This window comes from Streptomyces roseirectus, assembly GCF_014489635.1.
GTDB lineage: Bacteria > Actinomycetota > Actinomycetes > Streptomycetales > Streptomycetaceae > Streptomyces > Streptomyces roseirectus.
On record NZ_CP060828.1, the window covers coordinates 7655524 to 7678868 of the forward strand.

Genomic DNA, 23345 nt, shown 5'->3' on the forward strand with positions numbered 1-23345 from the left:
CCATACGGCGGACGCGAACCCTTCGTACGCGCGCGGGTACGGCTGATTCGCGACCGCCTCGTGACCCGGGGGCGCGGGTGCCCGACCGTCGTACACGCGCGCGCGTGGCTACGATGGGCCAGCCGGTGGCCAGCAAGGGCCCCCGGCGCCTTCGACTGTCGGGAAAGCCATGCTGAACAAGTACGCGCGTGCGTTCTTCACGCGTGTCCTCACACCGTTCGCCGCGTTTCTGATCAGGCGGGGCGTCAGCCCCGACACGGTCACGCTGATCGGCACGGCGGGTGTGATCGCGGGCGCGCTGGTCTTCTTCCCCCGTGGCGAGTTCTTCTGGGGCACGATCGTCATCACCCTGTTCGTGTTCTCCGACCTGGTCGACGGGAACATGGCCCGCCAGCTCGGCCGCTCCAGCCGCTGGGGCGCCTTCCTGGACTCCACGCTCGACCGCGTCGCCGACGGCGCGATCTTCGGCGGGTTCGCCCTCTGGTACGCGGGCAACGGCGACGACAACGTCCTGTGCGCGGTGTCGATCTTCTGCCTGGCGAGCGGCCAGGTCGTGTCGTACACGAAGGCGCGGGGCGAGTCCATCGGCCTCCCGGTGGCCGTCAACGGCCTCGTGGAGCGCGCGGAGCGCCTGGTGGTCTCCCTGGTCGCCGCCGGCCTTGCCGGGCTCCACGCGTTCGGCGTGCCCGGCATCCAGTACCTGCTGCCGGTCGCCCTGTGGATCGTCGCCGTCGGCAGCCTCGTCACCCTCGTCCAGCGGGTCGTCACGGTCCGCCGCGAGTCCGCCGAGGCGGACGCCGCCGCCCAGCACGCGGGCGCCGGGGAGACGCAGGGGACCGAGGCCGCGAAGTGAGCGCCCGCGACAGGCTCACCGACGCGCTGTACGGCGCCGGCTGGGCCGGCGTCAGGAAACTCCCCGAGCCCGTCGCCGTCCGGCTGGGGCAGGCCATCGCCGACCTCGCCTGGCGCAGGCGCGGCAAGGGCGTCCTGCGGCTGGAGAGCAACTACGCGCGCGTGGTGCCAGACGCGAGCCCCGAGCGGCTTCGGGAGCTGTCGCGCGCGGGCATGCGCTCGTACCTGCGCTACTGGATGGAGTCCTTCCGTCTGCCCGCGTGGAGCGAGGAGCGCGTCAAGGGCGGCTTCGACCCCAAGGACCTCCACCACCTCACCGACGGCCTCGCCTCCGGCAAGGGCGTCGTCCTCGCGCTGCCCCACATGGCGAACTGGGACCTCGCGGGCGCCTGGGTCACCACGAAACTCGGGACCCGGTTCACCACGGTGGCCGAACGCCTCAAGCCCGAGACCCTGTACGACCGGTTCGTCGTCTACCGCGAAGGGCTCGGCATGGAGGTCCTGCCGCACAGCGGCGGCACCGCCTTCGGCACCCTCGCCCGGCGCCTGCGCGACGGCGGCCTCGTCTGCCTCGTCGCCGAACGCGACCTGTCCAAGTCCGGCGTCGAGGTGACGTTCTTCGGCGAGCGGACCCGCATCCCGGCCGGGCCCGCGCTGCTCGCCCAGCAGACCGGCGCGCTGCTGCTGCCGGTGACGCTCTGGTACGACGACACGGCCGTCATGCGAGGACAGGTACATCCCCCGATCGAGGTACCCGAGTCAGGTACGCGGGACGAGAAGACGTCTGTCATGGCACAGGCGCTGGCAGACGTCTTCGCCTCGGGTATCGCCGACCATCCGGAGGACTGGCACATGCTGCAACGGCTGTGGCTCACCGACCTGGACCCCGCGAGGGGGCCCGCGTGAGGATCGGGATCGTCTGCCCGTACTCCTGGGACGTGCCGGGCGGCGTCCAGTTCCACATCCGCGACCTCGCGGAGTACTTCATCCGCCAGGGACACGAGGTCTCCGTACTGGCCCCGGCCGACGACGACACCCCCCTCCCGCCGTACGTCGTCTCCGCCGGCCGCGCGGTGCCCGTCCCGTACAACGGCTCGGTGGCCCGCCTCAACTTCGGCTTCCTGAGCGCCGCGCGCGTACGCCGCTGGCTGCACGACGGCGCGTTCGACGTCGTCCACATCCACGAGCCGACGTCCCCGTCGCTGGGGCTGCTGACGTGCTGGGCGGCGCAGGGGCCGATGGTCGCCACGTTCCACACGTCCAACCCGCGCTCGCGCGCCATGATCGCCGCGTACTCGATCCTCCAGGCCGCGCTGGAGAAGATCAGCGCGCGGATCGCCGTCAGCGAGTACGCGCGGCGCACGCTGGTGGAACACCTCGGCGGTGACGCGGTCGTCATCCCCAACGGGGTCGACGTCGACTTCTTCGCCCGTGCCGAGCCGCGGGCCGAGTGGCAGGGGGAGACGCTGGGCTTCATCGGCCGCATCGACGAACCCCGCAAGGGGCTGCCGGTGCTGGTGAAGGCGCTCCCGCGGATCTTCGCTGAGCGGCCCGGCGCGCGCCTGCTGATCGCTGGGCGCGGTGACGAGGAGGAGGCCGTCGCCGACCTCCCCGCCGAGCTGCGATCCCGGGTCGAATTCCTCGGCATGGTCTCCGACGAGGACAAGGCACGCCTGCTGCGCAGCATCGACCTCTACATCGCGCCCAACACCGGCGGCGAGAGCTTCGGCATCATCCTCGTCGAGGCGATGTCCGCCGGCGCGCCCGTCCTCGCCTCCGACCTCGACGCGTTCGCGCAGGTGCTGGACCAGGGCGGCGCCGGGGAGCTGTTCACCAACGAGAACCCCGACGCCCTCGCCGACGCCGCGATCCGCCTCCTCGGCGACCCCGACAGACGCGCCGAACTCCGCGAACGGGGCAGCACCCACGTCCGCCGCTTCGACTGGTCCACGGTCGGCGCGGACATCCTGTCGGTCTACGAGACGGTGACCGCGGGAGCGGCGGCTGTGGCGGCGGACGAGAGAACGGGGGGCGGGCTGAGGGCACGGTTGGGGTTGGCGCGGGACTGAGGGGGCGGGGGCTTGGCCGGTGTGTGGGCGGGGGCGCGCGCCGGGTGAGTTGCGGGGCTGGCCGGCACGGGGGCGAGCCGGGTGAGGTTGCGGGGCTGGCCGGAGCGGGGGCGAAGGCCGGGTGGGGGATTGGGGGCGATCGTTGGGCGGGTTGTGAGTGCGGCCGTACAGGGCCGGGGAGGGGGCGCGGTTGTGGGCGGGCTGGCCTGGCGAGGGGGTGAGGTGCGGGCGTGACCGGTGCTGGGCTGAGCGGCGAGGAGAGGGGGCGGGACTGCGGGAACCGGAGCTGATGGCCCGGCGATGTTCTCCCGGCGCGCGACCCTGCGGCTGACCCACGTCCGCCCCCGCGCCCCCACGCCCAGCCCTCACGCCTCCGTCACCAGCTCTTGAGCCTCCGCGACCAACTACCGCGCCTCCGTGGCCAACCACCACGCCCCCGCGACCCGCCTCCGCACCGGCCCCACGCCCCCCGGCCCGCTACCCTTGCCGCCCGTGACCGCAACCCTGATCTGGACCCTCGCGATCCTCGCGGCGATCGGCCTCTACCTGAGCTGGACGGCGGGCAGACTCGACCGCCTCCACGCCCGTATCGACGCGGCCCGCGCCGCCCTCGACGCCCAGTTGCTGCGCCGGGCCTCGGTCACCCAGGAACTGGCCACCTCCGGCGTCCTGGACCCGGCGGCCTCGATCGTCCTGTACGAGGCCGCGCACGCGGCGAGGCAGGCGGAGGAAGAGCAGCGCGAGGTGGCCGAGAGCGAACTCACCCAGGCCCTGCGCGCGGTCTTCGCGGACCCCGACCAACTGGACGAGGTCAAGGACGCCCCCGGCGGCGAGGCAGCCGCCCACGAACTCACCGAAGCCGTCCGCCGAGTCCCCCTGGCCCGCCGCTTCCACAACGACGCCGTAGGCGCCGCCCGCCGCCTCCGCCAACACCGCAAGGTCCGCTGGTTCCACCTCGCCGGCCACGCCCCCTTCCCGATGGCCTTCGAAATGGACGACGAGCCCCCGGCGGTCCTGGCAGAACGGTGACGGACACACGCCACCGCATCCCCCTGGACCCCGAGGGCTCCGACACCGGCTGGGTCTGCGTGATCGTCGCGGCCCCCACCGGCGTCGTCTACGAAGCACAGGGCGGCGGCCACGCGTGCGTGCCGTACGAGCAGGAGGGCTACTTGATCCCCCTGTTCGTCTCCGACGCCGACAGCGACCTGAGGACCCTCTTCGCCCGCGCCCCGAAGGGCCGGGGAGCGCCCGGCCGGATCTGGCAGCCCGCCCTCCTGGACCGCCTGAGGACGGCTGTGTCCGACCTGTACCTCTACGCCTCGGCGAACCGCGACGACACCTGGCCCGCGCAGCTGGTCCTGGACGAGGCCAGGCTGGCGGAAGCGGACGAGGCATGGGTCCCCGTCCTCACCCCGGACGGCCCCGGCACCCTTGTGTGGGCCAACTCCGACTGACCCGAAAAGATCCACCGCGTCACTATTGGCCCTTGCTGTGGACCGGTCGGTGGGAGTTTCCTCGTGGCTGAAGAACCACCCTCTGAGAACCCCCTTTCACTTCAGTGAGGTCCCCGTGTCCAGCAGTGAGAAGCAGGCCCCCGAGATCGGCACCGCGCGCGTGAAGCGCGGGATGGCTGAGCAGCTCAAGGGCGGCGTGATCATGGACGTCGTGACGCCGGAGCAGGCGAAGATCGCGGAGGACGCGGGGGCCGTCGCCGTGATGGCGTTGGAGAGGGTGCCGGCTGACATCCGCAAGGACGGCGGTGTGGCTCGGATGTCCGATCCGGACATGATCGAGGGCATCATCGAGGCCGTGTCGATCCCGGTCATGGCGAAGTCGCGGATCGGGCACTTCGTCGAGGCCCAGGTGCTCCAGTCCCTCGGCGTCGACTACATCGACGAGTCCGAGGTCCTGACCCCGGCCGACGAGGTCAACCACAGCGACAAGTGGGCGTTCACGACCCCCTTCGTCTGCGGCGCCACCAACCTCGGCGAGGCCCTGCGCCGCATCGCCGAGGGCGCCGCGATGATCCGATCGAAGGGCGAGGCCGGCACCGGCAACGTCGTCGAGGCGGTCCGCCACCTGCGTCAGATCAAGAACGAGATAGCCCGCCTGCGCGGCTACGACAACAACGAGCTGTACGCCGCCGCGAAGGACCTGCGCGCCCCCTACGAGCTGGTCAAGGAGGTCGCCGAACTCGGCAAGCTCCCGGTCGTCCTGTTCTCCGCGGGCGGCGTCGCCACCCCCGCCGACGCCGCGCTCATGCGCCAGCTCGGCGCCGAGGGCGTCTTCGTCGGCTCCGGCATCTTCAAGTCCGGCGACCCCGCCAAGCGCGCCGCCGCCATCGTCAAGGCGACCACCTTCTACGACGACCCGAAGATCGTCGCGGACGCCTCCCGCAACCTCGGCGAGGCCATGGTCGGCATCAACTGCGACACCCTCCCCGAGACCGAGCGCTACGCCAACCGCGGCTGGTAACCACCGATGACCACTCCCGTGATCGGGGTCCTCGCGCTCCAGGGCGACGTACGGGAACACCTCGTCGCCCTGGCCGCGGCCGACGCCGTGGCCAGACCGGTCCGCCGCCCGGACGAACTCGCCGGGGTCGACGGCCTCGTCCTGCCCGGCGGCGAGTCCACGACCATCTCGAAACTCGCCGTCCTGTTCGGCCTGATGGAGCCCCTGCGCGCACGCGTACGCGCGGGGATGCCGGTCTACGGCACCTGCGCGGGCCTCATCCTCCTCGCCGACAAGATCCTCGACCCGCGCTCGGGCCAGGAGACCGTCGGCGGCATCGACATGATCGTCCGCCGTAACGCCTTCGGCCGGCAGAACGAGTCCTTCGAGGCGTCCGTCGACGTCAAGGGCGTGGCCGGCGGCCCCGTGGACGGCGTCTTCATCCGCGCCCCCTGGGTCGAGTCCGTCGGCGCCCGCGCGGAAGTCCTCGCCGGGCACGACGGCCACATCGTCGCCGTCCGCCAGGACAACGCGCTCGCCACGTCCTTCCACCCGGAGCTGACCGGCGACCACCGCGTGCACGCGCTCTTTGTCGACATGGTGCGCGTGAACGGGGTGACGGAGTCCTTGTAGGATCGCTGGCGATCGTTGTTCGGATGGGTTACGCGAAGGAGACAGGCAGATGTCCGGCCACTCTAAATGGGCTACGACGAAGCACAAGAAGGCCGTGATCGACGCCAAGCGCGGCAAGCTCTTCGCGAAGCTGATCAAGAACATCGAGGTCGCGGCGCGCATGGGCGGCGTCGACATCGAGGGCAACCCGACGCTCTACGACGCCATCCAGAAGGCGAAGAAGCAGTCGGTCCCGAACAAGAACATCGACTCCGCGGTCAAGCGCGGCGGCGGCCTCGAGGCCGGCGGCGCCGATTACGAGACGATCATGTACGAGGGTTACGGCCCCAACGGTGTCGCGGTGCTCATCGAGTGCCTGACCGACAACCGCAACCGCGCCGCCTCCGACGTCCGCGTCGCCATGACCCGCAACGGCGGCAGCATGGCCGACCCCGGTTCGGTGTCGTACCTCTTCAACCGCAAGGGCGTCATCATCGTCCCCAAGGGGGAGCTGACCGAGGACGACGTCCTCGGGGCCGTCCTCGACGCCGGTGCCGAAGAAGTCAACGACCTGGGCGAGTCCTTCGAGGTCCTCAGCGAGGCCACCGACCTGGTCGCCGTCCGCACGGCCCTCCAGGACGCCGGCATCGACTACGACTCCGCCGACTCCAACTTCGTCCCGACCATGCAGGTCGAACTCGACGAAGAGGGCGCCCGCAAGATCTTCAAGCTGATCGACGCGCTGGAGGACAGCGACGACGTGCAGAACGTCTTCGCGAATTTTGATGTGAGCGACGAGGTCATGGAGAAGGTCGACGCCTGAGCCGACCCCGGTACGTGAACGGGCCGACGGGACACACCCCGTCGGCCCGTCGTCATGTCGGCCGTTGTCAGTGGCAGCGGATAGCCTGCACAAACAGGTGAGCGAAGGGAGGGCGTGGTGAGGGTACTTGGGGTCGACCCCGGGCTCACGCGATGCGGCGTCGGCGTCGTCGAGGGCGTCGCCGGGCGGCCGTTGACCATGGTCGGGGTCGGTGTCGTCCGTACGCCCGCCGACGCCGAGCTGAGCCACCGCCTGCTCGCCGTCGAGGAGGGCATCGAGCAGTGGCTCGACGAGCACCGCCCCGAATTCGTCGCCGTGGAGCGCGTGTTCAGCCAGCACAACGTCCGTACGGTGATGGGCACGGCCCAGGCCAGCGCCGTCGCGATGCTGTGCGCGGCCCGCCGGGGCATCCCCGTCGCCCTGCACACGCCGAGCGAGGTCAAGGCCGCCGTCACCGGCAGCGGGCGCGCGGACAAGGCGCAGGTCGGCGCGATGGTGACCCGCCTGCTGAGGCTCGCCGCACCCCCCAAGCCCGCCGACGCGGCCGACGCCCTCGCCCTCGCCATCTGCCACATCTGGCGTGCCCCCGCGCAGAACCGCCTGCGACAGGCCGTCGCCCAGAACCGTCTCCAGCAGGCCGTCGCCCTGCACGCCTCGAAAGGCCGTACGACATGATCGCCTTCGTCACCGGCACGGTGGCCGCCCTCGCTCCCGACGCGGCCGTGGTCGAGGTCGGCGGCGTCGGCATGGCCGTCCAGTGCGCCCCTAACACCCTCGCGGGCCTGCGCGTCGGCCAGCAGGCCCGACTCGCGACCTCCCTGGTCGTGCGCGAGGACTCCCTCACGCTCTACGGCTTCGCGGACGACGACGAGCGCCAGGTCTTCGAACTCCTCCAGACCGCCAGCGGCGTAGGCCCGCGCCTCGCCCAGTCGATGCTGGCCGTCCACACCCCCGACGCCCTGCGCCGGGCGGTCGCCACCGCCGACGAGAAGGCCCTCGTCGCCGTCCCCGGCATCGGCAAGAAGGGCGCCCAGAAACTCCTGATCGAGCTGAAGGACCGCCTGGGCGAACCGGTGGGCTCCCCGGCGATCGGCGCCCCGGTCAGCCAGAGCTGGCGCGACCAACTCCACGCCGCCCTCCTGGGCCTGGGCTACGCGACGAGGGAGGCGGACGAGGCGGTGGCCGCGGTCACGCCGCAGGCGGAGGCGGCAGAGGGTACCCCGCAGGTAGGACAGTTGCTGAAGGCGGCGCTGCAATCTCTGAACAGGGCCAGGTAGTGGTCTTTTAGGGGCGCGGGGAACTGCGCGATCAACCACGACGAACCCGCACTCGCCACCGAACACCAACCCCCCAACCCCTGAGGCGCACCAATGAACTGGGACGAAACGACCGACGAGGACCGACTGGTCGCCGCGTCGGCGGACCGCGAGGACCAAGCCGTCGAAGCCGCCCTCCGCCCCAAGGACCTGGGCGAGTTCATCGGCCAGGAGAAGGTCAGGGAACAGCTCGACCTCGTCCTCAAGGCAGCCCGCGCCCGGGGCGCGACCGCCGACCACGTCCTCCTCTCCGGCGCACCCGGCCTCGGCAAGACCACCCTCTCGATGATCATCGCCGCCGAGATGGGCGCCCCGATCCGCATCACCAGCGGCCCGGCGATCCAGCACGCGGGCGACCTGGCCGCGATCCTCTCCTCGCTCCAGGAGGGCGAGGTCCTGTTCCTCGACGAGATCCACCGCATGTCGAGGCCGGCCGAGGAGATGCTGTACATGGCGATGGAGGACTTCCGGGTCGACGTGATCGTCGGCAAGGGCCCCGGCGCGACCGCGATCCCGCTGGAACTCCCCCCGTTCACCCTGGTCGGCGCGACGACGAGGGCCGGCCTGCTCCCGCCGCCCCTCAGGGACCGCTTCGGCTTCACCGCGCACATGGAGTTCTACGAACCGGCCGAACTCCAGCGGGTGGTGCACCGTTCGGCCAACCTCCTGGACGTCGAGATCGACGCGGCCGGCGCCGCGGAGATCGCCGGCCGCTCCCGCGGCACCCCGCGCATCGCGAACCGCCTGCTGCGCCGCGTCCGCGACTACGCGCAGGTCAAGGCGGACGGCGTGATCACGAGGGACATCGCGGGCGCGGCCCTGAAGGTGTACGAGGTGGACGGCCGGGGCCTGGACCGGCTGGACCGCGCGGTCCTGGAGGCGTTGCTGAAACTGTTCGGCGGCGGACCGGTGGGCCTGTCGACGCTGGCGGTCGCGGTGGGGGAGGAGCGGGAGACGGTGGAGGAGGTCGCCGAGCCGTTCCTGGTGCGGGAGGGCCTGCTGGCCCGCACCCCCAGGGGCCGGGTCGCGACGCCGGCGGCCTGGGTGCACCTGGGTCTGACCCCGCCCCGGCAGGCGGCGGGCGGCGGCCAGCAGGAGATGTTCGGCGCATGACAATATCCTGACCGTTCCTCACCGCCGCATCACAGCCGAGACACGGCTCGATCACCGGCGAAGGTATTGGCCGGGTAAGGAACCCAGGTGCCATGCTGAACGTTGTTCCCTGTACGCGGACTCGCTTAGACTCCGCCGATGCCGCCCTCGTCGGCGGCATCCGAAATCCCCCATCCATCAGGCCGCTCACCAACGCGGTCGTGTGAAGGAAGTTCCGACCCGTGAGTCTCGTGACCCTCCTCCCGTTCATCGTGCTCATCGGGGCCATGTTCCTGATGACCCGGTCGGCCAAGAAGAAGCAGCAGCAGGCAGCCGACATGCGGAACCAGATGCAGCCCGGCAGTGGCGTCCGCACGATCGGGGGGATGTACGCGACGGTCAAGGAGGCCAACGAGGACACGGTCCTCCTGGACGCCGGCCCGGGTGTCGAACTGCTCTTCGCGAAGAACGCCATCGGCGCGGTGCTGTCGGACGAGGAGTACAACCGCATCGTCCACGGCATCGAGGCCGACCTGAAGTCCGACTCCGACATCGTTCCGGACGACGCCTCCTCCCTCACCGAGACCGCCGAGGCCGACGAGCCTTCCGACGCTGCCGCCGCCTCCGACGACAAGCCCGTCGACCTCGGCAAGAAGGACGAGACCGAGACCGGCGAGGAGCCGAAGAAGACCGACGACGGCGAGTCCGACGCGAAGAAGTAGTCACACCCCCGGCGCGCGCGGGCCCGACCCGCGTGTCCCGGGGTGTGCGCATCTCGCGGGGGATTCCCGACACCATGTCAGTGGCAGCCGCCCCGCGCCGACCAGGGCGCGCGGCGGCCCGAGAGGGAGTACGAGAAGGTGGCAGCACCTAAAAAGGGCAGGAGCGCGAGTGCCCAGAGCAAGCCGGGGCGCTCGCTGGCCCTGATCCTGATCGCCATCGTGGGGCTCACGGCGGGCATGTTCGCCACCGGAGACACCACGCCGCGCCTCGGTATCGACCTGGCCGGCGGCACGAGCATCACGCTCGAGGCCAAGGCGGACCAGGGTTCGGCGATCAACAAGTCGAACATGGACACCGCGGTCGAGATCATGAACCGCCGTGTCAACGGCCTGGGCGTGTCCGAGGCGGAGGTGCAGACTCAGGGCGAGACGAACATCATCGTCAACATCCCCAAGGGCACCAACTCCGAGGAGGCCCGGGCCCAGGTCGGTACGACCGCCAAGCTGTACTTCCGTCCGGTCCTCGCCCAGGAGGCCACCGGCGTCGCGGCGACCAGCCCGTCCCCGTCCCCCTCGGGCTCGCCCAGCGGCAGCCCGAGCCCGTCGGCGTCCCCCTCCGGCTCGTCCGGGTCGTCCGAGTCCGCCGGCACCGGCGAGAAGGCCAGCTCCTCGGCCTCCCCCTCCGCCACGACCCAGGGCCGCGCGGTCACCGACTCCCTGCGCGCCGACGGCACCCCGTCGCCGTCCCCCTCCGCGAGCGAGCCCGCGGCCCCTGCGGCCACCCCGAGCCCCGCCCCCGCGACCGGCGGCGACGCCAAGCTCCAGGCCGAGTACGCCGCGCTCGACTGCTCCAAGCCCGAGCAGCGCGCCAAGGCCGGCGAGGGCGCCAAGCCCACCGACTCGATCGTGGCCTGCGGCGAGATCAACAAGGTCTGGTACAAGTACCTGCTCGGCCCGGCCGGCGTCGACGGCACCGAGGTGAAGAAGGCCGACGCGGTCTTCGACACCCAGACCGCCGCCGGCTGGCAGGTCACCATGAACTTCACCAGCAAGGGCGCCAAGAAGTTCGCGGACATCACCGGCAAGCTCGCGCAGAACCAGCAGCCGCAGAACGAGTTCGGCATCGTCCTCGACGGCCAGGTCGTCTCCAGCCCGTACGTCCAGTCCGCCATCACCGGCGGCCAGGCCCAGATCTCCGGGTCCTTCACGGCGGACGAGGCACAGGGCCTCGCCAACATGCTGTCGTACGGCGCGCTCCCGCTCTCCTTCAAGGAGCAGAGCGTGACGACCGTGACCGCCGCGCTCGGCGGTGAGCAGCTGCACGCCGGTCTGCTCGCCGGCGCGATCGGCCTCGCGCTCGTCGTGATCTACCTGATCGCCTTCTACCGGGGCCTCTCCCTCATCGCGATCGCCTCGCTGCTGGTCTCGGCGGCGCTGACGTACCTGCTGATGTCGCTGCTCGGCCCGGCCATCGGCTTCGCGCTGAACCTGCCGGCCGTCTGCGGCGCGATCGTCGCCATCGGTATCACCGCCGACTCGTTCATCGTGTACTTCGAACGCATCCGGGACGAGGTCCGTGAGGGCCGCTCGCTGCGTCCCGCCGTCGAGCGGGCCTGGCCGCGCGCCCGGCGCACCATCCTGGTCTCCGACTTCGTGTCGTTCCTCGCCGCCGCGGTGCTGTTCGTCGTCACCGTCGGCAAGGTCCAGGGCTTCGCGTTCACGCTGGGCCTGACCACCGTCCTCGACGTCGTCGTGGTGTTCTTCTTCACCAAGCCGCTGATGACGCTGGTCGCGCGCACCAAGTTCTACGGCGGCGGCCACAAGTGGTCCGGCCTCGACCCGAAGGGGCTCGGTGCGAAGGCGCCGCTGCGCCGCACCCGCCGTCCCGCCGGCCCGCTCGCCGGCCCCGTCGACCCGAAGGAGGCGTGAGATGTCGAAACTCGGGAACATCGGCGCCCGGCTGCACCGAGGCGAGATCTCCTACGACTTCATCGGCCACCGCAAGCTCTGGTACGGCATCTCGATCCTGATCACCATCACGGCGATCGTCGGCCTCGCGGTGCGCGGGCTGAACATGGGCATCGACTTCCAGGGCGGCGCCGTCTTCACCACCCCGAAGACGAGCGTGTCCGTCTCCCAGGCGGAGGACTACGCCAAGGAGGCGTCCGGCCACGAGGCGGTCGTGCAGAAGCTCGGCAACGGCTCGCTGCGCATCCAGATCGCCGGCATGGACACCAAGCAGTCCGACCAGATCAAGAACAAGCTGGCCGAGGACTTCAAGGTCGACACCGAGAAGATCGCCGCGGACCTGGTCGGCCCGAGCTGGGGTGACCAGATCGCCAACAAGGCGTGGCAGGGCCTCGCGATCTTCATGGTGCTCGTCGTGATCTACCTGGCGATCGCCTTCGAGTGGCGGATGGCCATCGCGGCGCTCGTCGCGCTGATCCACGACATCACCATCACCGTCGGTGTGTACGCGCTCGTCGGGTTCGAGGTCACGCCCGGTACGGTCATCGGTCTGCTGACGATCCTCGGGTACTCGCTGTACGACACGGTCGTCGTCTTCGACTCGCTCAAGGAGCAGACGAAGGACATCACCAAGCAGACCAGGTCGACGTACAGCGACATCGCGAACCACTCCATCAACGGCACGCTGGTCCGCTCGGTCAACACGACCGTCGTGGCGCTGCTGCCGGTCGCCGGTCTGCTGTTCATCGGCGGCGGCTTCCTCGGGGCGGGCACGCTCAACGACATCTCCCTGTCGCTGTTCGTCGGCCTCGCGGCCGGCGCGTACTCGTCGATCTTCATCGCGACGCCGCTCGTCGCCGACCTCAAGGAGCGCGAGCCGCAGATCAAGGCACTGCGCAAGCGGGTCCTCGCGAAGCGGGCACAGGCGGGCACGGAGACCGAGCCGAGGCCCGAGCCGCTGGACGAGCCCGAGGACGACGACGCCGCCCACGCGGTCGTCGGTCCGCGCAGCCAGCCCGCCGCCCGTAACCGGGGCCGCGGCCGACCCTCGGGGAAGCGCCGGTGACCGACATCAAGGAACTGCTGCTCAGCCGGATCCGTGACGTCGCGGACTACCCCGAGCCCGGGGTGATGTTCAAGGACATCACGCCGCTGCTCGCGGACCCGGCGGCGTTCACCGCGCTCACCGACGCGTTCGCCGAGATCGCCGAGCGGACCGGGGCCACGAAGGTCGTCGGCCTCGAAGCGCGCGGCTTCATCCTCGGCGCCCCCGTCGCCGTCCGTGCGGGCCTCGGCTTCATCCCCGTCCGCAAGGCCGGCAAGCTTCCCGGCGCCACCCTCTCCCAGTCCTACGACCTGGAGTACGGCTCGGCGGAGATCGAGATCCACGCGGAAGACCTCTCGGCCGACGACCGCGTCCTCATCGTCGACGACGTCCTCGCGACCGGCGGCACGGCGGAGGCGGCGATCCAGCTGATCCACCGCGCCGGAGCGGAGGTCTCCGGCGTCGCGATCCTCATGGAACTGACCTTCCTGAGCGGCCGCCCCCGCCTGGACTCCGCCCTCCGCGGCGCCCCGGTGGAATCCCTGCTGACGATCTGACCACACCCCCGAAAGGCGGGCCCCGGACCCTTCCGGCGCCCGCCTTTCGGCATGCCGGGCGCCATCGAGAAGCGACGGAACACGGAGGCCGGTGAGGCCGAGGGGCGGCGAAGCAGGGGGCCGACGAGGCAGCGGGGTCGCCTGGGCACGTACGCCGGTGAACTGAGCGGCGTGCCGGTGGACCGGGCAGCACACCGAGCACCGTCTGCCGCGACCAGCTCGCGGGCCGGCCCCGCCGCCTTGCCCGCCCGCCGGTTCCTTCTCGTCCCGGCGGCGTCTCACCACCGTCCCGCCGGTCGGCACCCCGCCCGGTCGACGCGTCGTCCCCACCCGCCGTTCCTCGTCCGTACCCCCGGAGGGAATCTCCCCGTCCACCCCCGGTGTTTCGGGGGTGGACGGGGTTCGGTGGCGGCTGGAGGGGATGCGGGGGCGTGGGATCGCTACGATGGGGGCTCCGGAGCCTGACCGGGGACCCGGATCGCGCACGAGGAGTCCTCTTGCCAGACGAGGCCCAGCACCTGACCGCCGCCAAGCCCGAGAGCGAATCGGCGCAGGCGGCGCGCCCCGCGTCGCGTGGACACGGGGTCGGCGGACCGGTGGAGCACGACCGCACCGCTCCCGCCGACCGCCAGCCCGAAGAGCCGCGCCCCAAGCCGGCCCCGCCCGAGCGCCCGGCGTCCACACCCTCCTCGCCGACGCCCGCGTCCGGTGCCTCCGCGCCCGAGCGCCCGGCGTCCGCGCCCTCCTCGCCGGCGTCCACGTCCGGTGCCTCCGTGGCCCGCTCCGTGACCCCCGCCGGCGCCTCCGCCTCGCGTCCCGCGCCCGCGCCCCAGCCCGCCCGTACCGGTTCCTCGAACCGGGTCCGCGCGCGGCTGGCCAGGCTCGGTGTTCAGCGGGCGAACCCGTACAACCCGGTCCTTGAGCCGCTGCTGCGGATCGTGCGGAGCAACGACCCGAAGATCGAGACGGCGACGCTGCGCCAGATCGAGCGGGCGTACCAGGTGGCCGAGCGCTGGCACCGGGGCCAGAAGCGCAAGAGCGGCGACCCGTACATCACGCACCCCCTCGCCGTCACGACGATCCTCGCCGAACTCGGCATGGATCCGGCCACGCTGATGGCGGGCCTGCTGCACGACACCGTCGAGGACACCGAGTACGGCCTCGACGACCTGCGCCGCGACTTCGGCGACGTCGTGGCGCTGCTGGTCGACGGCGTGACCAAGCTGGACAAGGTCAAGTTCGGCGAGGCGGCGCAGGCCGAGACCGTGCGCAAGATGGTCGTCGCGATGGCCAAGGACCCCCGCGTCCTGGTCATCAAGCTCGCCGACCGCCTGCACAACATGCGCACGATGCGCTATCTCAAGCGCGAGAAGCAGGAGAAGAAGGCGCGCGAGACGCTGGAGATCTACGCGCCGCTCGCCCATCGCCTGGGCATGAACACCATCAAGTGGGAACTGGAGGATCTGGCGTTCGCGATCCTCTACCCCAAGATGTACGACGAGATCGTCCGCCTGGTCGCCGAGCGCGCGCCGAAGCGTGACGAGTACCTGGCCATAGTGACCGACGAGGTCCAGTCCGACCTGCGCGCCGCCCGCATCAAGGCGACGGTCACCGGCCGCCCCAAGCACTACTACTCCGTCTACCAGAAGATGATCGTCCGAGGCCGCGACTTCGCGGAGATCTACGACCTGGTGGGCATCCGCGTCCTCGTGGACACCGTCCGCGACTGCTACGCCGCCCTCGGCACCGTCCACGCGCGATGGAACCCGGTCCCCGGCCGGTTCAAGGACTACATCGCGATGCCCAAGTTCAACATGTACCAGTCGCTGCACACGACGGTCATCGGCCCCAACGGCAAGCCGGTCGAACTCCAGATCCGCACGTTCGACATGCACCGCCGCGCCGAGTACGGCATCGCCGCGCACTGGAAGTACAAGCAGGAGGCGGTGGCGGGCGCCTCCAAGGTCCGCACGGACGTCCCCAAGGCCGGCAAGGGCAAGGACGACCACCTCAACGACATGGCGTGGCTGCGCCAGCTCCTCGACTGGCAGAAGGAGACCGAGGACCCCAGCGAGTTCCTGGAGTCCCTGCGCTTCGACCTGTCCCGCAACGAGGTCTTCGTCTTCACCCCCAAGGGCGACGTCATAGCGCTCCCGGCCGGCGCGACCCCCGTCGACTTCTCCTACGCCGTGCACACCGAGGTCGGCCACCGCACGATAGGGGCCCGCGTCAACGGCCGGCTCGTCCCGCTGGAGTCGACCCTCGACAACGGCGACCTCGTCGAGGTCTTCACCTCCAAGGCGGCCGGCGCCGGCCCCTCCCGGGACTGGCTGAACTTCGTCAAGTCGCCCCGCGCCCGCAACAAGATCCGCGCCTGGTTCTCCAAGGAGCGCCGCGACGAGGCGATCGAGCAGGGCAAGGACGCCATCGCCCGCGCGATGCGCAAGCAGAACCTGCCGATCCAGCGCATCCTCACCGGCGACTCCCTGGTCACCCTGGCGCACGAGATGCGCTACCCCGACATCTCCTCCCTGTACGCGGCGATCGGCGAGGGCCATGTCGCGGCGCAGGGCGTCGTCCAGAAGCTCGTCCAGGCGCTCGGCGGCGAGGAGGCGGCCACCGAGGAGATCGACGAGGCCGTACCGCCGTCCCGGACGCGCGGGCGCAAGCGGCGCAGCAACAACGACCCCGGTGTGGTCGTCAAGGGCGTCGACGACGTGTGGGTCAAGCTGGCCCGCTGCTGCACGCCCGTGCCCGGCGATCCGATCATCGGGTTCGTCACCCGGGGTAGTGGCGTATCGGTTCACCGCAGCGACTGCGTCAACGTGGAGTCACTGTCCCGCGAGCCCGAGCGCATCCTGGACGTCGAGTGGGCGCCCACCCAGTCCTCGGTGTTCCTGGTCGCGATCCAGGTCGAGGCGCTGGACCGCTCCCGGCTGCTGTCGGACGTCACCCGCGTCCTGTCCGACCAGCACGTCAACATCCTCTCGGCGGCCGTCCAGACCTCCCGCGACCGCGTCGCCACCTCCCGCTTCACCTTCGAGATGGGCGACCCGAAACACCTCGGGCACGTCCTGAAGGCGGTGCGGGGCGTGGAGGGCGTGTACGACGTGTACCGGGTGACGTCGGCGCGACGGCCGTAGACGTCAGACGACAACGAGAAGGGGCCGGGCTGAATGCCCGGCCCCTTCTCACATACAGCTGACTCAGCCGCCGAACTCCTGCAGCCCCTTCAGCGCCTGGTCCAGCAGCGCCTGACGCCCCTCCAGCTCACGCTCCAGCTTGTCCGCGCGGGAGTTGTTGCCCTGCGCGCGAGCCGTCTCGATCTGGCCCTTCAGCTTGTCGACGGCGGCCTGGAGCTGACCCGTCAGACCGGCCGCGCGGGCACGCGCCTCGGGGTTGGTGCGCCGCCACTCGGTCTCCTCGGCGTCCTGGAGGGCCCGCTCGACCGCGTGCATCCGGCCCTCGACCTTCGGCCGGGCGTCACGCGGGACGTGCCCGATGGCCTCCCAGCGCTCGTTGATCGAGCGGAAGGCCGCGCGCGCCGACTTCAGATCGCCGATCGGCAGCAGCTTCTCGGCCTCCCCGGCCAGCTCCTCCTTCAGCTTCAGGTTCTCCGTCTGCTCCGCGTCCCGCTCGGCGAAGACCCCGCTGCGGGCCGCGAAGAACACGTCCTGCGCGCCCCGGAAGCGGTTCCACAGGTCGTCCTCGTGCTCGCGCTGGGCGCGGCCCGCGGCCTTCCAGTCCGCCATCAGCTCGCGGTAACGGGCCGCCGTCGGACCCCAGTCCTGGGACGACGACAGCGACTCGGCCTCCGCGACCAGCCGCTCCTTGATCCGGCGGGCGTCCTCGCGCTGCGCGTCGAGCTGCGCGAAGTGCGCCTTGCGCCGCTTGGAGAACGCCGAGCGGGCGTGCGAGAAGCGGTGCCACAGCTCGTCGTCCGACTTGCGGTCCAGGCGCGGCAGGCCCTTCCAGGTGTCCACCAGGGCCCGCAGCCGTTCGCCGGCCGCCCGCCACTGGTCGGACTGGGCCAGCTGCTCGGCCTCCGCGACCAGCTCCTCCTTGGCCTTGCGGGCCTCCTCGGACTGCTTGGCCCGCTGCTGCTTGCGCTCCTCGCGCCGGGACTCGACCGTCGCCACCAGCGCGTCCAGCCGCTCCTTCAGCGACGCCAGGTCACCGACCGCGTGGTGCGCGTCGACCTGCTCGCGGAGGTGGTCGATCGCCACCTGCGCGTCCTTGGCGGACAGGTCGGTCGTGCGCACGCGCTTCTCCAGGAGGCCGATCTCGACCACCAGGCCCTCGTACTTGCGCTCGAAGTAGGCCAGCGCCTCCTCGGGAGAGCCGGCCTGCCAGGAACCGACGACCTGCTCGCCGTCGGCCGTACGCACGTACACGGTCCCCGTCTCGTCGACGCGGCCCCACGGGTCGCTGCTCACAGCGCCTCCTCCACATGATGCCTGCGCGAGGTTTTCGCACCCCCGGGCATCGTCCACAGTTTCGTCTTGGCCAACATAGGCGAACGGCGGCGTGCCTGTCCGCATCCAGCGCGACCGAAATTACGCCGCCCGCCGCCGGGGATTCGTCAGGACTTCGCGACCGTCGCCTTGTCGATCACGACCGTCGCGTTCGGGGCGGTGTTGCCGGTCGTCGGGTCGGCGGGCTGCGCGCCCGCGTCCGCGATCTTCTTGAGGACCTTCATGCCCTCGGCCGACACCGTGCCGAACGGGGTGTACTGGGGCGGCAGTTGGCTGTCCTGGTAGACCAGGAAGAACTGGCTGCCGCCGGTGTGCGGCTGGCCGGTGTTGGCCATCGCGACCGTGCCCGCTGGGTAGATGTTGTTCTTGAGGGAGGCGTCCTTCAGGTTCTCGTCCGGGATCGTGTAGCCGGGACCGCCGGTGCCCTTGCCGGTCGGGTCGCCGCACTGCAGGACGTAGATGCCCTCGGTGGTGAGCCGGTGGCACTTCGAGTGGTCGAAGTAGCCCTTGCCGGCCAGGAAGTCGAACGAGTTGACCGTCTGCGGGGCGGCCGACGCCTTCAGCGCGATGCCGATCTCGCCGCACGTCGTGTCCAGCGTCATCGTGTACTTCGCCGACTTGTCGATCGCGAGCTTCGGCGCGGTCTTCCACGTCTCGGTCTTCACCGCGCCCGCGGCCGGCTTCGCGCACGGGTCGGGACCCTTGCTCGGCCCGGCCGACGGGGACGCCGCGACGTCGTCCGACTTCTTCTTGCCGTCGTCCTTGAAGGCGCCCGTCGCGTACAGCGTCACCCCGCCGACGACGGCCACCGCGAGCACCGACGCGATCACCGAGTTGCGCACACGGGCCTTGCGCCGGGCGGCGGTGCGCCGTTGCTGCTGCCGCAAGAACTTCTCCCGCGCGAGCTGCCGCTTCCGCTGTTCCTGGGTGACCACCGGTCTTCTCCTCGTGCGTCTCGTGCGTCGGTTCGCTCCTGTGTGTGCCCCGTACCGTATATGGGTTCGCTGAGGAAACGGCAGCGCCGGTAGGCTCTGACGTGGGTCGCGCTGTGCGCAAGCCCCCCGTATCGAGACAAACGAAGGACGATCGTGCTCATTGCCGGGTTCCCCGCCGGGGCCTGGGGGACGAACTGTTATCTCGTCGCCCCGGCCGCCGGTGAGGAGTGCGTGATCATCGACCCGGGCCACGAGGCGGCCCCCGGAGTCGAGGAAGCGCTCGCGAAACATCGGCTCAAGCCCGTCGCCGTCGTCCTCACCCACGGCCACCTCGACCACGTGGCCTCGGTCGTCCCGGTGTGCGGCGCGCACGACGTGCCCGCCTGGATCCACCCCGAGGACCGCTACATGATGAGCGACCCCGAGAAGGCCCTCGGCCGGTCCATCGGGATGCCACTGCTCGGCGAACTCACCATCGGGGAGCCGGACGACGTCCGCGAACTCACCGACGGCGCCCGCCTCGAACTGGCCGGTCTGGAACTCACCGTCGCGCACGCGCCGGGCCATACGCGGGGGTCGGTGACGTTCCGGCTGCCCGAGTCCGCCGACATCCCGTCGGTGTTCTTCTCCGGGGACCTGCTCTTCGCCGGCTCCATCGGCCGCACCGACCTGCCGGGCGGCTCCATGGACGACATGCTCGCCTCCCTGGCCCGTGTCTGCCTGCCGCTCGACGATTCCACCGTGGTCCTCTCCGGACACGGCCCCCAGACCACCATCGGCCGCGAACGCGCCACCAACGCCTATCTGCGACAGGTGGCCGACGGCCGGGGAGCGTCCGACGCTCCCCGCCGAGGAATATGACGAGAGATCTTCCGTGAGCACCTTCCAGGCCCCCAAGGGCACCTACGACCTCCTGCCGCCCGAATCCGCCGCATTCCTGGCGGTCCGTGACGCGCTCGCCGCACCCCTGCGCACCTCCGGCTACGGCTACATCGAGACGCCCGGCTTCGAGAACGTCGAACTCTTCGCGCGCGGCGTCGGCGAGTCCACCGACATCGTCACCAAGGAGATGTACGCCTTCGAGACCAAGGGCGGCGACCGGATCGCCCTGCGCCCCGAAGGCACCGCCGGCACCCTGCGCGCCACGCTGGAGGCGAACCTGCACCGGCAGGGCAACCTCCCCGTCAAGCTCTGGTACTCCGGCTCCTACTACCGCTACGAAGCCCCCCAGAAGGGCCGCTACCGCCACTTCTCCCAGATCGGCGCCGAGGCCATCGGCACCGAGGACCCCGCCCTCGACGCCGAGCTGATCCTCCTCGCCGACCGGGCGTACCGCTCACTCGGCCTGCGCGGCTTCCGCATCCTCCTCAACAGCCTCGGCGACCAGGAGTGCCGCCCCCTCTACCGCGAGGCCCTGCAGACCTTCCTGCGCGGCCTCGACCTCGACGAGGAGACCCTGCGCCGCGCCGAGATCAACCCCCTGCGCGTCCTCGACGACAAGCGCGCCGACGTCCGCAGGCAGCTCACCGGCGCCCCCCTGCTCCAGGACTACCTCTGCGCCGCCTGCAAGACGTACCACGAGGAGGTCCGCGCCCTCCTGACCGCCGAGGACGTCGCCTTCGAGGACGACCCCAAGCTGGTCCGCGGCCTCGACTACTACACCCGCACGACCTTCGAGTTCGTCCACGACGGCCTCGGCGCCCAGTCCGCCGTCGGCGGCGGCGGACGCTACGACGGCCTCTCCGAGATGATCGGCGGCCCATCCCTCCCGTCCGTCGGCTGGGCCCTCGGCGTCGACCGCACGGTCCTCGCCCTGGAGGCGGAGGGCATCACCCTCGACCTCCCGCCGGCCACCTCCGTCTTCGCCGTCCCCCTCGGCGACGAGGCCCGCCGCGTCCTGTTCACCAAGGTCAACGAGTTGCGCCGGGCCGGCGTCGCCGCCGACTTCTCCTACGGCGGCAAGGGACTCAAGGGCGCCATGAAGAACGCCCACCGCTCGGGCGCCCGCTACGCGCTCGTCGCCGGCGAGCGGGACCTCGTCGAGGGCGTCGTCCAGCTCAAGGACATGGAGTCGGGCGAGCAGACGGCCGTCGCGCTCGACCGGATCACGGCGGAAGTGACGTCCCGGCTGTAGTTCACACCGTCTTCTCAACCGTCAACGCGACGAGGCGGAAATCCTCCGCGCGGGCGATTCCCGACCGCGTTCTCCCGGGCCGGAAGCCTGTCCTGAACAGGCTTCCGGCCGCCCGTCCTTATGTCCATCGAACGGTGGGCGCAAGCCCGGGTGCGGCACAATGAGCGCTGCCAGAAGCAGGCCCCTCTCGATTTGACGGATCGGCGTGATGAGCAAGACGACAGTCAAAGAGGTCTCCATGGACCGCGACCCGGAGCACGCCACCGCCGACGTGCCCGGCGCGGCGGGCGGCAGCCGGGCGTTCGCGCTGATGCTGGTGATCACCGGCGCGGCGGGGCTGCTCGCCGCCTGGGTGATCACGATCGACAAGTTCAAGCTGCTCGAAGCCAAGGTCGAGGGCAAGACCTTCGTCCCCGGCTGCAGCCTCAACCCGGTCGTCTCCTGCGGCAGCGTCATGGAGTCCAAGCAGGCCGCCGTCTTCGGGTTCCCCAACCCCATGCTCGGCCTCGTCTGCTACGGCATCGTCATCGCCGTCGGCATGACCCTGCTGGGCCGCGCCCGCTTCCCCCGCTGGTACTGGCTCACCTTCAACTTCGGCACGCTGTTCGGGGTCGGGTTCTGCACGTGGCTCCAGTTCCAGTCCCTGTACCGGATCAACGCGCTGTGCCTGTGGTGCTCGCTGGCCTGGGTCGCGACGATCATCATGTTCTGGTACGTGACCTCGTTCAACGTCCGGCACGGCTTCCTGCCCGCGCCGGGCTGGCTGAAGAGCTTCTTCGGCGAGTTCACGTGGGTGCTGCCGGCCGTGCACATCGGGATCATCGGCATGCTGATCCTGACGCGCTGGTGGGACTTCTGGACGAGCTGACACCCTGAGGGGATTGTCAGTGGCGTCGCTTAGGGTTTCCGTGTGGAGCCCGACCTGTTCACCGCAGCCGCCGAAGACCGCCAGGAGAAGGACCCGACCAAAAGCCCCCTGGCGGTCCGGATGCGCCCGCGCACGCTCGACGAGGTCGCGGGCCAGCAGCATCTCCTGAAACCCGGCTCGCCCCTGCGCCGCCTGGTCGGCGAGGGCGCGGGCGGGCCCGCCGGAGCCTCCTCGGTGATCCTCTGGGGCCCGCCGGGCACGGGCAAGACCACCCTCGCGTACGTCGTCTCCAAGGCCACCAACAAGCGGTTCGTGGAGCTGTCCGCGATCACCGCGGGCGTCAAGGAGGTCCGCGCGGTCATCGACGGCGCGCGCCGGGCCAGCGGCGGCTACGGCAAGGAGACCGTCCTCTTCCTCGACGAGATCCACCGCTTCAGCAAGGCCCAGCAGGACTCCCTCCTCCCGGCCGTCGAGAACCGCTGGGTCACCCTCATCGCCGCGACCACCGAGAACCCCTACTTCTCGGTCATCTCCCCCCTCCTGTCCCGCTCCCTCCTCCTCACCCTCGAACCCCTCACGGACGACGACCTGCGCGGCCTGCTCCGCAGGGCCGTCACCGACGACCGCGGCCTCAAGAACGCCGTCACCCTCCCCGAGGACACCGAGGACCACCTCCTGCGCATCGCCGGCGGCGACGCCCGCCGCGCCCTCACCGCCCTCGAAGCCGCCGCCGGCGCCGCCCTCGACCAGGGCGAGACCGAGATCACCCTCGCCACCCTGGAACAGACCGTCGACCGCGCGGCCGTCAAGTACGACCGCGACGGCGACCAGCACTACGACGTCGCCAGCGCCCTCATCAAGTCCATCCGGGGCTCCGACGTCGACGCCGCCCTGCACTACCTCGCCCGCATGATCGAGGCCGGCGAGGACCCCCGCTTCATCGCCCGCCGTCTGATGATCTCCGCCAGCGAGGACATCGGCCTCGCGGACCCGGGCGCCCTGCCCATAGCCGTCGCCGCCGCGCAGGCCGTCGCCATGATCGGCTTCCCCGAGGCCGCCCTCACCCTCAGCCACGCCACCATCGCCCTCGCGCTCGCCCCCAAGTCCAACGCGGCGACGACCGCGATCGGCGCCGCCCTGGAGGACGTCCGCAAGGGCCTGGCCGGACCGGTGCCGACGCATCTGCGCGACGGGCACTACAAGGGCGCCGCCAAGCTGGGGCACGCGCAGGGGTACGTCTACCCGCACGACCTCCCCGAGGGCATCGCCGAGCAGCAGTACGCCCCGGACCAGATCAAGGACCGCGAGTACTACACCCCGACGAGACACGGCGCGGAGGCGCGGTACGCGGACGCCGTCGAGTGGACCAGGAAGCACCTCGGTCGCAAGCGGTCCTGAGCGCCCTGTAGACTCGCCCGAA

At 70.9% G+C, this 23345-nt stretch carries 22 protein-coding genes; 20 read left to right on the plus strand and 2 right to left on the minus strand.

The annotated features are described in order from the left end of the window. Window positions 1-169: 169 nt before the first annotated feature. The 16 genes from pgsA to IAG44_RS33055 all read left to right on the plus strand — a co-directional run bounded on the left by pgsA (window position 170) and on the right by IAG44_RS33055 (window position 16656). On the plus strand, window positions 170-853 hold the full coding sequence (gene pgsA, locus IAG44_RS32980) for a phosphatidylinositol phosphate synthase (RefSeq protein WP_187750734.1): 684 nt from the start codon (window positions 170-172) through the stop codon (window positions 851-853). Then, window positions 850-1758 carry a phosphatidylinositol mannoside acyltransferase gene (locus IAG44_RS32985; protein ID WP_187750735.1) on the plus strand — a complete coding sequence of 303 codons (909 nt, stop codon included), beginning with the start codon at window positions 850-852 and terminating at the stop codon, window positions 1756-1758. Before pgsA ends, IAG44_RS32985 begins: the two co-directional genes overlap by 4 nt. Then, window positions 1755-2921: a glycosyltransferase family 4 protein gene (locus tag IAG44_RS32990; RefSeq protein ID WP_187750736.1), complete on the plus strand. Its 1167-nt coding sequence runs from the start codon at window positions 1755-1757 to the stop codon at window positions 2919-2921. The genes IAG44_RS32985 and IAG44_RS32990 overlap by 4 nt, the downstream gene beginning before the upstream one ends. Window positions 2922-3413: 492 nt before the next feature. Continuing rightward, window positions 3414-3950 carry a hypothetical protein gene (locus IAG44_RS32995; protein ID WP_187750737.1) on the plus strand — a complete coding sequence of 179 codons (537 nt, stop codon included), beginning with the start codon at window positions 3414-3416 and terminating at the stop codon, window positions 3948-3950. Beyond that, window positions 3947-4378, plus strand: coding sequence for a DUF6210 family protein (locus IAG44_RS33000; protein WP_187750738.1), 432 nt, complete (start codon window positions 3947-3949; stop codon window positions 4376-4378). Before IAG44_RS32995 ends, IAG44_RS33000 begins: the two co-directional genes overlap by 4 nt. Before the next feature lie 115 nt (window positions 4379-4493). Further along, window positions 4494-5399 carry a pyridoxal 5'-phosphate synthase lyase subunit PdxS gene (gene pdxS / locus IAG44_RS33005; protein WP_187750739.1) on the plus strand — a complete coding sequence of 302 codons (906 nt, stop codon included), beginning with the start codon at window positions 4494-4496 and terminating at the stop codon, window positions 5397-5399. A gap of 6 nt (window positions 5400-5405) precedes the next feature. Next, window positions 5406-6011, plus strand: a complete 606-nt coding sequence (gene pdxT / locus IAG44_RS33010) for a pyridoxal 5'-phosphate synthase glutaminase subunit PdxT (RefSeq protein ID WP_187750740.1) — start codon at window positions 5406-5408, stop codon at window positions 6009-6011. Window positions 6012-6060: 49 nt separating this feature from the next. After that, window positions 6061-6813 carry a YebC/PmpR family DNA-binding transcriptional regulator gene (locus IAG44_RS33015; protein ID WP_187750741.1) on the plus strand — a complete coding sequence of 251 codons (753 nt, stop codon included), beginning with the start codon at window positions 6061-6063 and terminating at the stop codon, window positions 6811-6813. Window positions 6814-6930: 117 nt separating this feature from the next. Continuing rightward, window positions 6931-7488, plus strand: a complete 558-nt coding sequence (gene ruvC / locus IAG44_RS33020) for a crossover junction endodeoxyribonuclease RuvC (protein WP_187750742.1) — start codon at window positions 6931-6933, stop codon at window positions 7486-7488. Then, window positions 7485-8090: a Holliday junction branch migration protein RuvA gene (gene ruvA, locus IAG44_RS33025; protein ID WP_187750743.1), complete on the plus strand. Its 606-nt coding sequence runs from the start codon at window positions 7485-7487 to the stop codon at window positions 8088-8090. The genes ruvC and ruvA overlap by 4 nt, the downstream gene beginning before the upstream one ends. A gap of 93 nt (window positions 8091-8183) precedes the next feature. Continuing rightward, window positions 8184-9242 (plus strand): Holliday junction branch migration DNA helicase RuvB, encoded by a 1059-nt coding sequence (ruvB, locus tag IAG44_RS33030; RefSeq protein WP_187750744.1) that lies wholly within the window; start codon window positions 8184-8186, stop codon window positions 9240-9242. Window positions 9243-9463: 221 nt separating this feature from the next. Beyond that, entirely contained in the window at window positions 9464-9943 is a 480-nt protein-coding gene (yajC, locus tag IAG44_RS33035; protein WP_187750745.1) for a preprotein translocase subunit YajC, read from the plus strand. Between the two features lie 138 nt (window positions 9944-10081). After that, window positions 10082-11872, plus strand: coding sequence for a protein translocase subunit SecD (gene secD, locus IAG44_RS33040; RefSeq protein ID WP_187750746.1), 1791 nt, complete (start codon window positions 10082-10084; stop codon window positions 11870-11872). A 1-nt stretch (window position 11873) separates the two neighbouring features. Then, window positions 11874-12977: a protein translocase subunit SecF gene (secF, locus tag IAG44_RS33045; RefSeq protein ID WP_187750747.1), complete on the plus strand. Its 1104-nt coding sequence runs from the start codon at window positions 11874-11876 to the stop codon at window positions 12975-12977. Then, on the plus strand, window positions 12974-13513 hold the full coding sequence (locus IAG44_RS33050) for an adenine phosphoribosyltransferase (protein WP_187750748.1): 540 nt from the start codon (window positions 12974-12976) through the stop codon (window positions 13511-13513). Before secF ends, IAG44_RS33050 begins: the two co-directional genes overlap by 4 nt. Before the next feature lie 497 nt (window positions 13514-14010). Beyond that, the gene (locus IAG44_RS33055; protein WP_187750749.1) at window positions 14011-16656 is read left to right on the plus strand and encodes a RelA/SpoT family protein; all 2646 of its coding nucleotides are present in this window, start codon (window positions 14011-14013) and stop codon (window positions 16654-16656) included. 63 nt (window positions 16657-16719) lie between these two features. On the opposite strand, the gene IAG44_RS33060 is transcribed toward IAG44_RS33055, so the two are convergent. Next, window positions 16720-17949 (minus strand): DUF349 domain-containing protein, encoded by a 1230-nt coding sequence (locus IAG44_RS33060; protein WP_187750750.1) that lies wholly within the window; start codon window positions 17947-17949, stop codon window positions 16720-16722. 146 nt (window positions 17950-18095) lie between these two features. Beyond that, complete coding sequence (locus IAG44_RS33065) at window positions 18096-18923, minus strand: peptidylprolyl isomerase (protein WP_187750751.1); 828 nt, start codon at window positions 18921-18923, stop codon at window positions 18096-18098. A gap of 153 nt (window positions 18924-19076) precedes the next feature. On the opposite strand from IAG44_RS33065, the gene IAG44_RS33070 reads away from it, so the two are divergent. The 4 genes from IAG44_RS33070 (at window position 19077) to IAG44_RS33085 (ending at window position 23323) form a co-directional block, all read left to right on the plus strand. Then, window positions 19077-19784: an MBL fold metallo-hydrolase gene (locus tag IAG44_RS33070; RefSeq protein WP_187750752.1), complete on the plus strand. Its 708-nt coding sequence runs from the start codon at window positions 19077-19079 to the stop codon at window positions 19782-19784. A gap of 13 nt (window positions 19785-19797) precedes the next feature. Continuing rightward, entirely contained in the window at window positions 19798-21057 is a 1260-nt protein-coding gene (gene hisS / locus IAG44_RS33075) for a histidine--tRNA ligase (protein ID WP_187750753.1), read from the plus strand. 208 nt (window positions 21058-21265) lie between these two features. Next, complete coding sequence (locus IAG44_RS33080; RefSeq protein ID WP_187750754.1) at window positions 21266-21925, plus strand: vitamin K epoxide reductase family protein; 660 nt, start codon at window positions 21266-21268, stop codon at window positions 21923-21925. A gap of 42 nt (window positions 21926-21967) precedes the next feature. Continuing rightward, entirely contained in the window at window positions 21968-23323 is a 1356-nt protein-coding gene (locus IAG44_RS33085) for a replication-associated recombination protein A (RefSeq protein ID WP_187750755.1), read from the plus strand. The last annotated feature ends 22 nt before the right edge of the window (window positions 23324-23345 follow it).